The sequence below is a fragment of the Devosia sp. genome (assembly GCF_048261455.1).
GTDB lineage: Bacteria > Pseudomonadota > Alphaproteobacteria > Rhizobiales > Devosiaceae > Devosia_A.
In genome coordinates, this window is record NZ_JBLXGA010000026.1 from 1 (window position 1) to 14,094 (window position 14,094).

12 protein-coding genes and 1 tRNA gene are annotated in these 14,094 nt (G+C 65.1%); 6 read left to right on the forward strand and 7 right to left on the reverse strand.

Features of this window, described 5'->3' with window-relative positions; all coding sequences use genetic code 11:
* The 3 genes from ACN0TK_RS17410 to ACN0TK_RS17420 all read left to right on the forward strand — a co-directional run.
* A partial coding sequence (locus tag ACN0TK_RS17410; protein WP_417310811.1) for a flavodoxin domain-containing protein occupies positions 1-1,730 on the forward strand: 1,730 nt, incomplete at its 5' end.
* The gene (locus tag ACN0TK_RS17415) at positions 1,714-2,721 is read left to right on the forward strand and encodes an FAD:protein FMN transferase (protein WP_417310812.1); all 1,008 of its coding nucleotides are present in this window, start codon (positions 1,714-1,716) and stop codon (positions 2,719-2,721) included. The genes ACN0TK_RS17410 and ACN0TK_RS17415, both read left to right, overlap by 17 nt.
* A gap of 162 nt (positions 2,722-2,883) precedes the next feature.
* Positions 2,884-3,135: a hypothetical protein gene (locus ACN0TK_RS17420; protein ID WP_417310813.1), complete on the forward strand. Its 252-nt coding sequence runs from the start codon at positions 2,884-2,886 to the stop codon at positions 3,133-3,135.
* Position 3,136: 1 nt separating this feature from the next.
* Here the strand turns inward: ACN0TK_RS17420 and ACN0TK_RS17425 are convergent, their stop codons facing one another.
* The 6 genes from ACN0TK_RS17425 to ACN0TK_RS17450 form a co-directional block, all read right to left on the reverse strand.
* Positions 3,137-3,649, reverse strand: a complete 513-nt coding sequence (locus ACN0TK_RS17425; protein ID WP_417310814.1) for a L,D-transpeptidase — start codon at positions 3,647-3,649, stop codon at positions 3,137-3,139.
* Positions 3,650-3,747: 98 nt separating this feature from the next.
* Positions 3,748-5,688, reverse strand: coding sequence for an ice-binding family protein (locus tag ACN0TK_RS17430; protein ID WP_417310815.1), 1,941 nt, complete (start codon positions 5,686-5,688; stop codon positions 3,748-3,750).
* Positions 5,689-6,100: 412 nt separating this feature from the next.
* Complete coding sequence (locus ACN0TK_RS17435) at positions 6,101-6,958, reverse strand: SDR family oxidoreductase (RefSeq protein ID WP_417310816.1); 858 nt, start codon at positions 6,956-6,958, stop codon at positions 6,101-6,103.
* A 238-nt stretch (positions 6,959-7,196) separates the two neighbouring features.
* Positions 7,197-9,146 (reverse strand): acetoacetate--CoA ligase, encoded by a 1,950-nt coding sequence (locus ACN0TK_RS17440; protein WP_417310817.1) that lies wholly within the window; start codon positions 9,144-9,146, stop codon positions 7,197-7,199.
* Positions 9,143-10,330, reverse strand: a complete 1,188-nt coding sequence (locus ACN0TK_RS17445) for an acetyl-CoA C-acetyltransferase (protein ID WP_417310818.1) — start codon at positions 10,328-10,330, stop codon at positions 9,143-9,145. Before ACN0TK_RS17445 ends, ACN0TK_RS17440 begins: the two co-directional genes overlap by 4 nt.
* Positions 10,330-11,001, reverse strand: coding sequence for a GntR family transcriptional regulator (locus ACN0TK_RS17450; RefSeq protein WP_417310819.1), 672 nt, complete (start codon positions 10,999-11,001; stop codon positions 10,330-10,332). Before ACN0TK_RS17450 ends, ACN0TK_RS17445 begins: the two co-directional genes overlap by 1 nt.
* Positions 11,002-11,120: 119 nt before the next feature.
* Between ACN0TK_RS17450 and ACN0TK_RS17455 the strand changes: the two genes are divergently transcribed.
* Both ACN0TK_RS17455 and ACN0TK_RS17460 read left to right on the forward strand, forming a co-directional pair.
* Complete coding sequence (locus tag ACN0TK_RS17455) at positions 11,121-12,485, forward strand: acyclic terpene utilization AtuA family protein (protein ID WP_417310820.1); 1,365 nt, start codon at positions 11,121-11,123, stop codon at positions 12,483-12,485.
* Positions 12,482-12,838, forward strand: a complete 357-nt coding sequence (locus ACN0TK_RS17460; RefSeq protein WP_417310821.1) for a hypothetical protein — start codon at positions 12,482-12,484, stop codon at positions 12,836-12,838. The genes ACN0TK_RS17455 and ACN0TK_RS17460 overlap by 4 nt, the downstream gene beginning before the upstream one ends.
* Before the next feature lie 105 nt (positions 12,839-12,943).
* On the opposite strand, the gene ACN0TK_RS17465 is transcribed toward ACN0TK_RS17460, so the two are convergent.
* Positions 12,944-13,019 (reverse strand) — tRNA-Phe (locus ACN0TK_RS17465).
* A gap of 177 nt (positions 13,020-13,196) precedes the next feature.
* Here ACN0TK_RS17465 and ACN0TK_RS17470 point away from each other — a divergent pair.
* A complete protein-coding gene (locus tag ACN0TK_RS17470; protein ID WP_417310822.1) occupies positions 13,197-13,958 on the forward strand; it encodes an SDR family NAD(P)-dependent oxidoreductase in 762 nt (253 codons plus the stop codon).
* Positions 13,959-14,094: the final 136 nt, after the last annotated feature.

Genomic DNA, 14,094 nt, shown 5'->3' on the forward strand with positions numbered 1-14,094 from the left:
TGTTCGCTGCGGCGCGGGGCAGCGTCTGGTCGCGCCTGCATGTCGAGATGAGCCGCATTGCCGTCGTGGCGCTGATGCTGTCGGCGCTGACGGGGCTCTACATGGCCCTGGTCAGTTTCGGCCTAGTGACGGATGGTGCACCGGGATTTGGCAGTTTTCCGCCTGCGGGGAGCGGCGACACACCGGCGGCCATCGCCCAGTTGGCGGGGCTGCAGGGCATACCTGTCAGTGACCTCAGGGAGTTGATCTTCCCGATCGCCGGCGACCCCACGGATGTCTTCAGCGTCACCACCGCCAATGGTGTCGGCTATGTCGATGCGGCCAGCGGCGAGATGATCTCGTTCACCGCGAACAACCTGGCGCAGAGCATCTACGAGACGGTCTACATGCTGCACACCGGCAACGGCTCGTGGAGTCTGGGGCTGATCCTCGGAATCGCGGCATTGCTGGTGCCGGTGCTGGCACTGAGTGGCACCGTGACCTGGTGGCGCCGGTCGCGCAGCCGGCCGCAGATTGCCTCGAATGTCGGGGCGCGCCATGCCGAAGCGGTCATTATGGTCGGCAGCGAAAGCAACGCCACCTGGGGCTTTGCCGCCGAGTTGCACAGGGCCCTGACCGCGGCCGGCAGGACGGTCCATACCGGGCCGATGAACGGGCTGGCATCCGGCTATCCGCGCGCCAAGCAGATGTTCATTCTCACCTCGACGCATGGCGACGGCAAAGCGCCGGAAAGCGCCAGCCGTTTCCTTTCGCGGCTCGCCAGATGGCATCAGACTCCGAGGTTCAGCTATGCCGTGCTCGGCTTCGGCGACCACAGTTTCCAGCACTTTTCGGCCTTCGGCGCGCTGGTCGACGAAACGCTCGCGCAGAAGGGCTGGGACCGACTGTTGCCCGCCACCCATATCGACCGGCAATCGGCACACGCCTTTGCCAGCTGGGGGCAGAGGCTGGGCGAGATGCTCGACCTGCCGCTGACGCTGCACCACGTGCCCGAACGGCCGCAGACCAGCCCGCTCGAGGTGGTGGGACGGGTGGACTATGGCGTCGAGATCCAGGCACCGACAAGCGTGTTGCGTCTTCAGGCGCCGGAGGGTGCGCGGCTGCCGAAATATGCCGCCGGCGACCTGCTGGGCATCGTGCCGCCGGGCAGCCTGGTGCCGCGCTACTATTCGCTGGCATCGGGCAGCCGCGACGGTTTCCTCGAAATCTGCGTGCGCAAGCAGAGCGGCGGCGTCTGTTCGGAGTTCCTGCACGCCCTCGAGCCTGGGGACGTTGTGGACGGTTTCGTGCGGGCCAATCCCGACTTCCGCCCGGCGCGTGGCCGCAGGCCCGTCGTGATGATCGGCAATGGCACCGGTATCGCGCCCTTCGTCGGCTTCATCTGGTCGAACCGCAAGCGCCGGCCGATGCACCTTTATTGGGGCGGGCGGAACCCGGATTCCGATTTCCTCTATGGCAATACGCTGGCCACCTGTCTCGAAGATCACCGGCTGGCGACACGCAGTCTGGCGTTCTCGCGCAGCCAGGGCCCCACCTATGTACAGGACCGGGTGCGTGAGGATGGTGACAGGCTGCGGGCGCTGGCGGCTGCCGGGGCGCAGTTCTTGATCTGCGGCAGCCGCGAGATGGCGGAGGGCGTGAAGGACGCGCTGGATTTGGTGCTGGGTCCGGCGGGCGGCAGCGTCGACGGCCTGAAAGCGAAGGGGCGGTATCTTGAAGACGTCTATTGAGGCCCGTTTCGACACGATGCCGGTTGCGGTGACCCCGCAAGTCTCGGCGACGGTTACGCCACCCGAGGCGCCTCTGCGCAAGCTGGTGTTCAGCGGCGCGACCATGGGCACGCGCTACGCCGCGACCTGCTTTGCACCAGAGGGTACCGACACGACGAAGATCGCGGCGGCGCTCGACGCTGTGGTGACCAGCGTCGACCGGCAGATGTCGAACTGGAAACCGGAATCCGATCTCAACCGGCTCAACGCCGCTGCGCCCGGCACCGCTGTCGCCCTGCCGCAGGATCTGCTGCATGTGCTGGCGCTCGGGCAGGAGATATCGGCTGCCTCAGGAGGTGCCTTCTCGCTGGAGACGGGTGATCTGGTGGAGGCCTGGGGGTTCGGCCCCGCTCAGGGCGTTGTCGATCAGGCCGCCGCGCAGCGTCTGGCCGCATCGGACGATCCCGGTGGGTTAGAGCTGGATCCCACCCGGGGCACCGCGACCCGACAGGGTGCTTGCCGCATTGACCTCAGTGGCATCGCCAAGGGCTTCGGGGTCGACCGGATGGCGGCAGCGCTCGAGCAGTTCGGCATAACCCGCTATCTCGTTTCCATCGATGGCGAGTTGCGCAGCCGCGGGCTGAAACCCGGTGGCGCCCCATGGCAGGTGGCGATCGAACGCCCCGATTTCGAGGTGCGCGACGTGGCGCGCGTAGTGGCGTTGCGCGATGGGGGAATCGCCACCTCGGGAGACTACCGCCACCGGATGCGGGTCGGCGACAGAACCGTCTCGCACACCATGGATCCGCGGACCCGCCGACCTGTCGACAACCGCATTGCTTCGGTCACCGTGGCCGCGCCGACCTGCGCCACAGCCGATGCCTGGGCCACCGCGCTGCTCGTCCTCGGTGAGGTCGAGGGCCCGAAGCTCGCCGACCGGCTGGGGCTCGACGCCCTGTTTATCCTGCGCGGGGCGGAGGGGCTCGAAGCGATCGAGGTGGGGGAGATATAGAGCTTGGCCGAGCCGTCGGGGCGCGCGGTGTGGGGCGTTTGGACGCGGTTCAATTCGCAGCGCGAGCGGCTTTGCGTGTCGGTGGCGCGACAGGCGTGGACAGGCGATGAAATAAGGCTCATGGCTTTGGGGCCCGTTTGATCGGGTCCAGGGGATGATGCGATGAGTGCGAACAGCAGCACCACCGAATACGTAACCTTTCATCATCCCTTCCTGCTCGAGGGGCTCGAGACGCCGCACAAGCCCGGCCGCTTCGAGGTGCGGACGGATCGCGAGGCGCTGGACCTCTCTTGGCCGGCCTTTCGACTCACCGTGACGATCATGCTGACCGGGGGCGGCCGGACAGAAGCGCTGGAAGTGAAGCGAGACGCTCTCGACGCGGCGCTCGCGCGCGACGCGCAAATCGCGGATTGAGCTAGAGCCGCACTTCGACCGGGGTGCCGACGCGGACGCGGCTCATCAGATCGATGATGTCGGCATTGTACATCCGGATGCAGCCATAGGAGACGAAGCCGCCGATCGAGCCGGGGCTATTGGTGCCGTGTATGGCGTAATTCCCGCCGGCCAGTGTCATCGCCGCCGCACCCATGGGATTGCCTGGCGCTCCGCCTGCGATCAATGCCGGCAGTTCGGGCTGTGCGGCCCGGATGGCTGCCGGTGGCGCCCAAGCGGGCAGAGAATAGCGCCCGGCGATCCGCGAGGTGCCAGCCCATTGCCGACCGGCGCGGCCGACTCCCACCGGATAGCGCAGGGCCTGGCCATTGCCGAGCACCAGATAGAGTTGGCGAGCCGAGGTATCCACGATAATGACCCCTGCCCGCGCGCTGGCCGCATAGGCCACCAGCGTTCCGGCGGATGCGGGCGGCATCGCCAAGCCGAGGCCGATGCAGGCGGTAAAGCAGAAGAGGAGGGTTCTGATGGATGTCATGACCCATCAGGTGCGCCCTTCTGCCTTAGCGGCTTGGCCGAATAGTCGGTAAGATTGGTCCTATCTCGGTATTGGCTGTGGGTGTGCCACTGTTTGGCTCACCAACTGTAGTTGACGCCGCCGGTTGCGCCGTAGCTGACGGCGTTGCTGGACAGACCCGCTTCGATGGTACCCGTCAATGCCAGGCCAGTGGTGAGCAACACTTCCGCACCGGCTTCGACCAGGATGCTGTCGGCCGCGGGCGTTGCGCCCGCGATCGTGAAGGGCGCTCCGGGCATGGCCTGGAAGGTTGCCGTGACGTCGTCTCCCGTACGGACCTCGTGGGCCCAGGCGGCGCTGGCGTAGAGAGTCACGGTGTCGCCCGACTGCAGATCGGTCGACCAGTCGACACGCGTGCCGATCTCGGTCCTGAGGTTCGCCGCGAGATTTGCCTCATAGTCCAGTGCGAAAATGGAGGAACCGGATTCGGTGACCTCGGAATAGGCCGGGGTCGACACGACATGGCCGCGCAGTGCGACGAAGGGCGTCAAGGCGCCGACGTGGTAGCCCGCTTCCACTTCGCCGGCGAAGTTGATGGTGTTGAACTCGGCGATGAAGTGATCCTCCCCAGCAATGGTCAGGTACCGATCAAGCGACACGCGGTGCACGCCGGCAGCGATGGCGCCCGACAGATAGGCTTGATCGAAGTCGTTGCGCGCAAAGAGCGCCGCCTGGAGCATGGCGCTGCGGCCACTGCCGAGGCTGTCATCAAGATTGAAATCCGCGCCGCCGCCGGAGACGGCCAGGCCAACCATGGTCGCGGCGTTGATCTGGCGCTCGAAACCCAGCGCAACGCCAAAATCGGTGATCGTGCGGCCATTCGCACCGCTCGTTGCGTCGCCCTCGACGTGACTGACGCTGCCGTAGCTATCAATCCACGCGGTCCAGTCGGACGCCGGGGCCTGGCGCATCGGGGCATCGAAAGCGGCGAAGACGTCACTGCGCGCCTGAGGCGCGCTGGCGGCATAGCCCATGACGCTGACCGTGCCACCCGATTGGGGCTGGTCATAGCCGTTGACCAAGGCAACGCTGGAACCATGGCTGCGCCCCAGCAGATCGAGGAAGTTGTCCATGGTCTGCGTGCTGACCGGCGCCACTTCGGTGCCGAGCTCGCCTGACAGCTGTTCCAGAGCGGCAGCCAGTTCGGTCGGCGACAAGAGCGCCAGCAGTTCGAAGCTGAGCGGCAGCGTGCCGCCATCTGCGACGAAGTCGTCGATGGCATCGACGATCGAACCGCCATTGCGGGTGATGTCGTCGCCGAGGATATCGGCGATCTCGTCCGCGTTGGTGGTGAAGGTACAGATATTGATGACGTTGGTATCGAGCGTCACGGCGCCGGTTTGTGCGAGCGCTGCACCGCAGTCGATACTCGCGGTCGTGTTGAGCGTGATGCTGGTCTGGGCGAGGATCTGGCCGACAAACGCGCTGCTCGAGCCCAGTGTGGCAGACGACCCAACGACGAAAAAGACGTTACTTGGATCAACAGTGCCCGTCAGGACGATCGACGAGGCACTAGCCGTCGTGAGGCTGCTGCCGATCTGGAAAATGAAGATATCGTCGGGGCCGCCGTCGAGAGTCAGCGTGCCGGTCAGTGTTGCAGCGTTGGAAATAGAATAGGTGCCGCCGCTCAGGATCTGGCCGCCCAGTTCCTCTGCCAGCGTTGCGTCGGCTGGCCGCCCCATCAAGGTTGTGAACGCGGTGCTCAGGTCGTTCTTGGCCTGGACCGCAACGCCATCGGCGATGTGGATGGTGCCATTGGTCAGGACAACGTCCGACGAACCGGGGAAGTCTGTGCCCGGGCTGAGCCCGATGTTGCCGCTGATGGTGGTCGGGCCGGTATTGGTGATCGTCTGGCCCGCGAGCACGGCGAAACTGGACAGATCCTGGCTCATCGCGGCAGGCGCGAGGGTGAGGCTGGTCAGGCCCATGGCCCACAGCGCCAAGAGGCGGCGGGTCACCTGGCAGATGCCCGTGGAGGGCAATTTCTTTGTCGCAGACATAACTTTCCCTCGTACTTTCAAAAATATTCGGAAAGTTATGTCGCCAATATCGTGCAACAGTGCGTTTTAATCGTCACTTTGACAGCCATTACTGCTCGGCGCGTTAACTGGTTGTTACACACGGAACGCGAATGGCTATTTTTTCGCGTGACTTTTAATACAAGTCTCCCTTGTACGGATTGCGCCGGTACCAAAATTTTTTCGGACAGAAGACGCTTGGCAAATGCACGCGTTAACCCAGCGGATGGCGACGCGCCGACGGTTCAGTGATCGAAGCTGCGGCTAAGCTGAGACAGGTACAACCCGATACTGCCTGCATCTGGTGCGGCATTGGCCTTGTCTGAAACCTGTGGCGGTCGCAGATGACACGAACTGGCCGACAGGCGGAACGTCGGCCCTGCATTGAGCGCGGTCAGCCCGCCTGCTCTTCCCGCGCCAACCTGGCAAAATGATCGGCGAGATGGTGGGTGCCGTGCTGCTCGCCCACCATCTCCATGGCGAGGCCGGTGAGGAAGAACTTCAGCGGGCCGGAAATGGATTGCGGGGTGACGGCCGGCACGACGGCGAGGACGAGCTTGCGGAGCCAATCGGGGAGCTCGGTGATCTTTGCCGGCCTGTTCAGCGCGGCAAAGGCCAGTTCGCCGATCTGGCGCTGGCTCAGAATGTCGGGGCCACCGATGTCGAGCCAGTCGCGCCCGGCCTCGGTGGCGGCGACGGTCGCCTCGGCGAGATCGGCGCCATGAATGGGGTTGAGCCGCAGGTGGCCATCGCCGAACTGCCAGACGCGGCCGGACTTCGCCATGGCGAAGAAATCGCCCATGTCGGAGAAATAGCCTGAGGGCGCGATGACGGTGGAGGCGATCGGCGCCTTCTGGAGACCGGCGACGAAAGCCTGTTTGGCATCGACCAGCGGCACGCCCTGCATCTTGTCGGCGCCGAGCACGTGCACATAGGCGAAGCGGGCGATGTTGGCGACTAGCGCTTCGTCGAGCAGGTTGCGATTGGCCTGGTAGTCGACATCGCGATAACTCAGCCCGTCGCGCTGGCGGGTGATGCCGAGAGCGGAGACGATCAGATCAGCGCCTGCGAACCGGCCAGCGAAACTGGCGGGACGCGTCGCTTCAGCCTCGATCAGTTCATCGGCACCGAGATCGGCAGCGCGGGCGGCGGAGCGGACCAGCGCACGCACGTGATAGCCATGGCTCTTGTAGGCCGTGACGAGATGGCGCCCTAGATATCCGGTGGCGCCGGCAATGATGACCGATGACAAGTTGGTCCTCCTGAACGACAGAGACTTTCAGACTGGAGAGGTTGGGCGGCGCCCGGGACCGGCACCGCGTTGGGTGTGCAGGCCTTTGAAATATCGTTGCACTTCTCGACCGTCTATCAAAGACGCTGCCTGGTAACACCCCCCAAATGACGACCGGATCTGGCGAACCACGACGGGAATCTCATCGCGTAACGGATGCTGTTTGCCCGCCGTGCGCTGCGAGCGGGCCCCCGGGTGCTCAATTCGTTTCGACGAGTTCGGGGCGTGCCATAAAGGCGGCCAGGGATTCGGGGTTAGCGAGTGCGGTGTCGTTGCCGATCGGGCGGCCGTGGACGGCTTCGCGGACAGCGACCTCGGAAATCTTACCCGAGCGGGTGCGCGGGATGGCGGGAACCGCGATGATCTTAGCGGGCACGTGCCGCGGCGTCGCGCCGGCACGTATGGCGCGGCGCACCCGTTGCTGCAACTCTTCGGTCAGCGTGGCCCCGTCGCGCAGCTTGAGAAAGAGCACGATGCGTTGGTCACCCTGCCAGTCCTGACCCACGGCGATCGACTCCTCTACCGCTTCGATGGCTTCGACGATCCGATAAATCTCGGCCGTGCCAATCCGCACACCGCCTGGATTGAGCGTGGTGTCCGAGCGGCCATGCACGACATAGCCACCGCTGGGCCGCAGCTCGACATAGTCGCCATGCGTCCAGACGCCGGAGAAGCGCTCGAAATAGGCGGACTGATACCGGCTGCCGTCGGCGTCGCCCCAAAAACCCAGAGGCATCGACGGATGCGCATTGCGGCAGACCAGTTCACCGGGTTCGCCTGCCAGTGGTCGCCCGTCGCTGCCAACGGCGGCAACGTCCATGCCGAGCATGGCCCCCTGCAGCTCGCCGCGCCGCACCGGCAAGGTTGGCATGCCGCCGAGAAAGCAGCCGCAGATATCTGTGCCGCCCGAGATCGAGGCGAGGTGCACGTCGCGTTTCCAGCTGTCGTAGACGTAGTCGAAACTTTGGGGCAAGAGCGGCGAGCCAGTCGAGAGAATGGTCCTGAGGGTGCCAAGATCATGCGTCCCGGCCGGTCGCAGGCCAGCACGGCTGCAAGCATCGAGATACTTGGCCGAGGTGCCAAAGACAGTGATCGCCTCGGCATCGATCAGATCCGGCAACCGCCGCGCCTCGGGCCATGACGGATTTCCGTCGTAGGTGACGAGTGTGGCGCCGGACGCAAGGCCGGAGACCTGCCAGTTCCACATCATCCATCCGCATGTCGTATAGTAGAAGAGCCGATCCCCCGCCCGCAGGTCGCAATGTAGCTGATGCTCCTTGAGGTGCTGCAACAGCAGCCCCCCTGCCCGATGCACGATGCCCTTGGGACGTCCGGTCGTCCCCGAGGAATACAGGATCGCCAGGGGCGCGTCGAAGGCCCCACGATGATACTCCAGCGGCCCGGCGGCATGTGGCGCCAGCCAGTCCTCGATCCGTGCAACGCTGCCTGCATAGTCGCGTTCTGTCGACGGCTCGCCGATCAGCACGATGCGCGAGAGGCGGCTCGCCGCGGCCACGGCATTGATGCTGGCTGCGCTGTCGATCCACTTGCCGGCATAACTGTAGCCGGCCACGGCGACGAGCACTTTCGGGTCGACCTGCCCTAGGCGATCGGCAGCGCCAGCCGGGCCGAAATCGGGCGAGCACGAGGTCCATACGGCGCCAATCGCCGCAGTGGCGAGATAGAAGGCGATCGCCTCGATGTCGTTGGTGACAATGCCGGCCACGCGGTCTGCGGGCCCTACACCATCGGCCCGCAGCGCGGCAGCGCAACGCGATACGAGCGCCAGGAGCTCCCGGCGCGACAGCTGCCGGCGGGTGCCGTCGTCGCGATGCGCGATGATCGCGGTGCGGTCGTCGGCGTCCTGAAGCAGGTTCTCGGCGTAGTTGAGGCGGGCGCCGGGAAAGAAGCGGGTCGCAGCGAGGGTGTCGCCGGTTTCGACCGTTCGGTCGCCCCTGCTGCCGATAACCCCGAACGCGTCCCATAACGCCGAGTAGTAGGCCTCCGGCTCTGTGACCGACCAGGCATGCAGGCCTGCATAGTCGGTCGTCGCGAAGCCTTGGGCAACGGCGAACTGCGCCAAGCGGGAGGCGGCGATGCGCTCGGGCGAAGGCTGCCACAGGATATCGCCGATATCCCGGTCCGTCATTGCGGTCGCTCCAGGGCCATCGCGATGCCCATCCCGCCGCCGATGCAGAGCGTGGCAACGCCACGCCGCGCCCGGCGACGCGCCATCTCGTGCAACAGGGTCACGAGGACACGGGCACCCGAGGCGCCGATCGGATGGCCGAGTGCAATCGCCCCGCCATTGACGTTGACCCGCTCGGGCTCGATCCCGAGTTCCCGGATGACGGCCAGGCTCTGCGCTGCAAAGGCTTCATTGATCTCCCATAGATCGACCGAATGCAGGTCCCAGCCGGCGCGCCGGAGCGCCAGTCGACTGGCCGGAATGGGCCCCAGACCCATGACCTGCGGGTCGATGCCGGCATGCCCCCAGGCGACGATCCGGGCGAGCGGCGCGAGGTGGCGCCGCTCGGCCTCGTCTGCATCCATCAGCACGAGCGCTGCCGCCCCGTCATTGATCCCTGAACTGTTGCCGGCGGTGACCGACCCCGCCTCGGCGAATGCAGGCTTCAGCCGCGCCAGGGCCTCGAGGCTGCTGTCGGGGCGCATATGCTCGTCGACACGCACCTCGACCGCCCCCTTGCGACCGGGGACCTCAATGGGGACGATCTCTGCGGCAAAGCGACCCGCCTGGCTGGCGTCCGCAGCTTTGCGCTGCGAGCATAAGGCAAAGCCGTCCTGTCCCTCCCGATCGATGCCGTGGCGGTTGGCGATGGTCTCGGCAGTCATGCCCATCGGATAGCCGTAGAAGGCATCAGTCAGGCCGTCGCTCATGACGCTGTCGCGCAGCGCGATGTCGCCGAGTCTCCCGGCGCGGCGCACGGCGGCCGTATGCGGCGCATTGCTCATGCTCTCCTGACCGCCGGCGACGACGATGCGGGCGCTGCCGGTCTGGATCTGCTGAGCCGCAAGCGCCACAGCGCGCAGCCCCGAACCGCAGACCTGGTTGACCAGCGCTGCCGGCGTGCTGTCGGTGAACCCGGCCATCCGGCCCGCCTGCCGTGCCGGGTTCATGCCGTGCCCAGCGGTCAGCACCTGACCGAGGATCACTTCGTCGACTTCGCCGGTCGAAATTCTGGCGTCGGTTACCGCAGCAGCAATGGCCGCAGCGCCCAGTTCATGCGCCAGGAGCGGCGAGAGTGCGCCGCCCAGGGCACCGATCGGTGTCCGTCTAGCCGCCACGACGACCACTTCGGGAAGGCTGCCCATCACAGTTCTCCCTGAATGTAGGTGGCCTTGAGATAGAAATCCTTGGGCCGCCCGATATGGGTACGGATGATGCCGGCCAACTTCCCTGCCTCACCTGCCTCGATCGCCTCGATCATTGCAAAATGCTCGCTGATCGCGAGTTCGCGCAGTTCTTCATTGGGGAAGGCGCGGCTGCGGATCGGGTGGGTGGCGAAAGTGTAGTGAATTATGGCGTCGGCCAGCGTCTGATTGCCGGCGGCCCGATAGAGCAATTCGTGAAAGCTGTTGTTGAGCGAAAAGACCTCGGCATAGCGCTGCGCGCGGCTAGCATCGCGGTGGCGGCTGGCAACGTCAGTCAGCGCCGCGAGCAATTCGTCCCCTGCTGGCCGCACGAAGCGCGCCGCAGCCGTCAACTCCAGGCATTCGCGCACTTCGTAGAGTTCTTCGATCTCGGCGATCGAATAGTCGCGCACCTGCACACCTTTGTTGGGTTGCCGGATGGCCAGCCCCAGCCGCTCGAGTTCATCGAAGGCACGCCGCACAGCGTGGCGGGTGGCCCCGGTGCGCGCCATGATCTCGTCCTCGACCAGCCGCTCCCTGGGACGGAGCTGGCCGGCAATGATCGCCTTTTGAAGTTCCCCCAGCACCATGTCCCATTTCTTGGGCTGATCCATCACGGACTTGTCGGTCATCGGCCGCCGGACTCCACTTCGCATCCTATTGTGTGGATACATCACCGTCTTCATCGTCACAATCATCGTTGACATTATCGATAATGAAAATGATGTTCGTGGCGACAGAGGAGGATGGTTTGTATCGGATTGGCAGCGGGGCAGGATTCTCGGGCGACCGCGTCGACGCACCGCAGGCCGTCGTCGCCGAAATTGCAGCCGCCGGTGCTGGTGGCGCCATCATTTTCGAGACGCTGGGCGAGCGCACGTTGGCCATGCGCCAGACGGCGCGGCACGAAGACTCTACCAAGGGCTACGAACCGCTGCTCGAAGACCTGCTTGAGCCAATCCTTGCCCAATGTCTTGCTGATGGCATCGTCATCGTCGGGAATTTCGGTGCGGCCAATCCGCCTGGCGCTGCGACAGCCATTAGGCAACTGGCGCTGCAACTTGGTCTCCCAGATCCACGTATTGCCGTGGTCGAGGGCGATGACCTGCTCGGCAAGATCTCACTCGAAGACACAGCGCGATGGGACGGCGACGGGCGCCTCCCCGACCTCGAAGGTGAGGTCATCGCCATCAACGTTTATATGGGCGCCCGCGCAATCGCCGATGCGATCAGCGCCGGAGCGCAGGTCGTTGTCACCGGACGGGTCGCCGATCCGGCTTTAGCGCTCGGGCCGCTGGTCGCGCATTTTGACTGGGACTGGTCCGATCTCGATCGCATCGCAGCCGGCACGCTGGTCGGCCACCTGCTCGAATGCGGGGCGCAGGTCAGCGGGGGCTATTTCGCCGACCCAGGTTTCAAGGACGTGCCGGGCATGGCCGACCTGGGCTTTCCGATCGCCGAGGTCGAAGCCGATGGCAGCTTCGTCATCACCAAGCCCGCCGGCACCGGAGGGCTTGTCGACCGCCGTACAGTTACCGAGCAGATGCTCTATGAAATTCATGACCCCGCCGCTTATCTCACGCCCGACGTCACCCTCGACATTACCGGCGTCACACTCGAGCCGGTGGGCCGCGACCGGATCCGCGTCCGCGGCGCCCGCGGCCATGCAGCGCCCACGACGCTCAAGGCGACCGTAAACGTCCACGGTGACTGGCTGGGCGAGGCGGAGATCTCCTATGCCGGCCCCAATGCCCTGGCGCGGGCGAGGCTGGCCGTCGACACCATTGCGGAGCGCCTCAAGCGCCGTGGTCTGGCCGTGCGCCATCGCGCCGACGTCATTGGAACGGTGAGTGCCTTCGATGCCGATGCGGGGAGCATGCTGGCAGAACTGCCGGCACCAGACGGCGGTGACTACCGCGTCCGTTTTGCCTTCGGTGGTTCCGAGGCCCGCGACGTCCAGCGCGCTGTCGAAGAGGTGAATGCCCTTTATTGCTGCGGTCCCGCCGGAGGTGGCGGGGTGCGCACCAGTGTCCGCCCACGCGTCCGCACGCTGTCGCATCTGGTTTCCCGCGAGGCGGTCACCCCGTCCTTCTACTTCGTCGGGGCGGCGGCATGAGCGTGGTGCATGAGATGGTCAAGTTGCATGCCATTGCCCATGGCCGCTCGGGCGACAAGGGCAACCGGCTCAATGTCAACGTCATCGCTTACGACCGACGGCATTGGCCGGTGCTGCTCGCTGAAGTCACTGCCGCGCGGGTCGCGGCCCTGTTTGCTCATCGCGGCGTCACCGAGGTTCGGCGCTACGAGCTGCCGCTGCTCCATGCCCTCAACTTCGTCATCGAGGATGCGCTCGAAGGCGGGGTCAATTCCAGCCTCGCAATCGACACACACGGAAAGTGCCTGTCCTATCTGGTGCTCGGAATGGACATCCGGGTACCCAAGGAAACCGCAGACGGGCGCCTGCCGTAGCCCGAGCCACAATCGGTCCGCTAGCCAGACCAGCCTGTTGAAACGGACACATGACTGCGCGCTGTGGCGCGGCTTCGGTCATTCGCGGATCTGACGAAGGAGAAGTGGTGCCCGGGACCGGAATCGAACCAGTGACACGCGGATTTTCAATCCGCTGCTCTACCAACTGAGCTACCCGGGCATCACAGGCGCCCGGTGGGCGCGCTGGAAGTCGGGCGGTTTATAGGGGCCAATTTCGCCATGTGCAAGCGCCAATCCATGGTTTGTCTGCTGTTTGCAACGTGCGGTGAAACCGGGAGGGATTGTTATTGCTCCGCAGGGCGCTAGGCTGTGGCCAACAAAGGCATGGGAGGAACAAATGCTGAGCGATCTCAAGGGAAAACGCGCGCTGGTGACAGGCTCGTCGACGGGTATCGGAGCGGCCGTGGCCAAGGAGCTGAGCCGGCTGGGTGTCGCCGTTGCGGTGCATGGCAACAAGAATGCCGAGGCGGCGGAAGCCATGGCGCAGGAGATCCGCGATGGCGGCGGCACAGCGGTGGTGGTGCTTGGTGATGTCGGGGACGGCACGGTGGCGGCGCGGATCGTCGAGGAGGCCGTGGCGGGGCTCGGCGGGCTCGATATCCTGATCAACAATGCCGGGGCGATTCACACCCGCGTCACCAATGCCGGTTTCGACGAAGCCATGTATGAGCGGATCTACGACACCAATGTGCGCTCGGTGCTGGCGGTGACCAAGGCGGCGCATCCGCATCTCAAGGCCGCGGGCGGCGGATCGATCATCAATACCGGGTCGGTGGCCGGACGATTCGGCGGCTTCGGCGGTTCGACGATCTATGCCTCGGCCAAAGCAGCGGTGCATTCGATCTCGCGTAATGCGGCACGGGAATTCGCCGAGGACGGCATCAGGGTGAACGTCGTGGCGCCGGGCTTCATCATCACGCCGTTCCACGACGAAACGCCTGAGTCGGTGAAAGAGACCGCAGCGGCGCAGATTCCGATGAAGCGGCTGGGCACGGCCGAGGATTGCGTCGGCGCCTATGTGTTCCTCTGCTCGGACGCGATGAGCGGCTATGTCACCGGGCAGATCATCGACGTGAACGGCGGGCAGCTGATGCCGTAAGGCGCCAGGCTCGGGCAGGTCGCGATCTGGCGGTGCATACATCTTTCCGGCTCCCTTCTGACGCGCAGTATGGGGCAAGTCGGACCCTGCGGGGATAAGTCGGAAATGCCTTTTAAATCAGCGGCATATTAAGCCG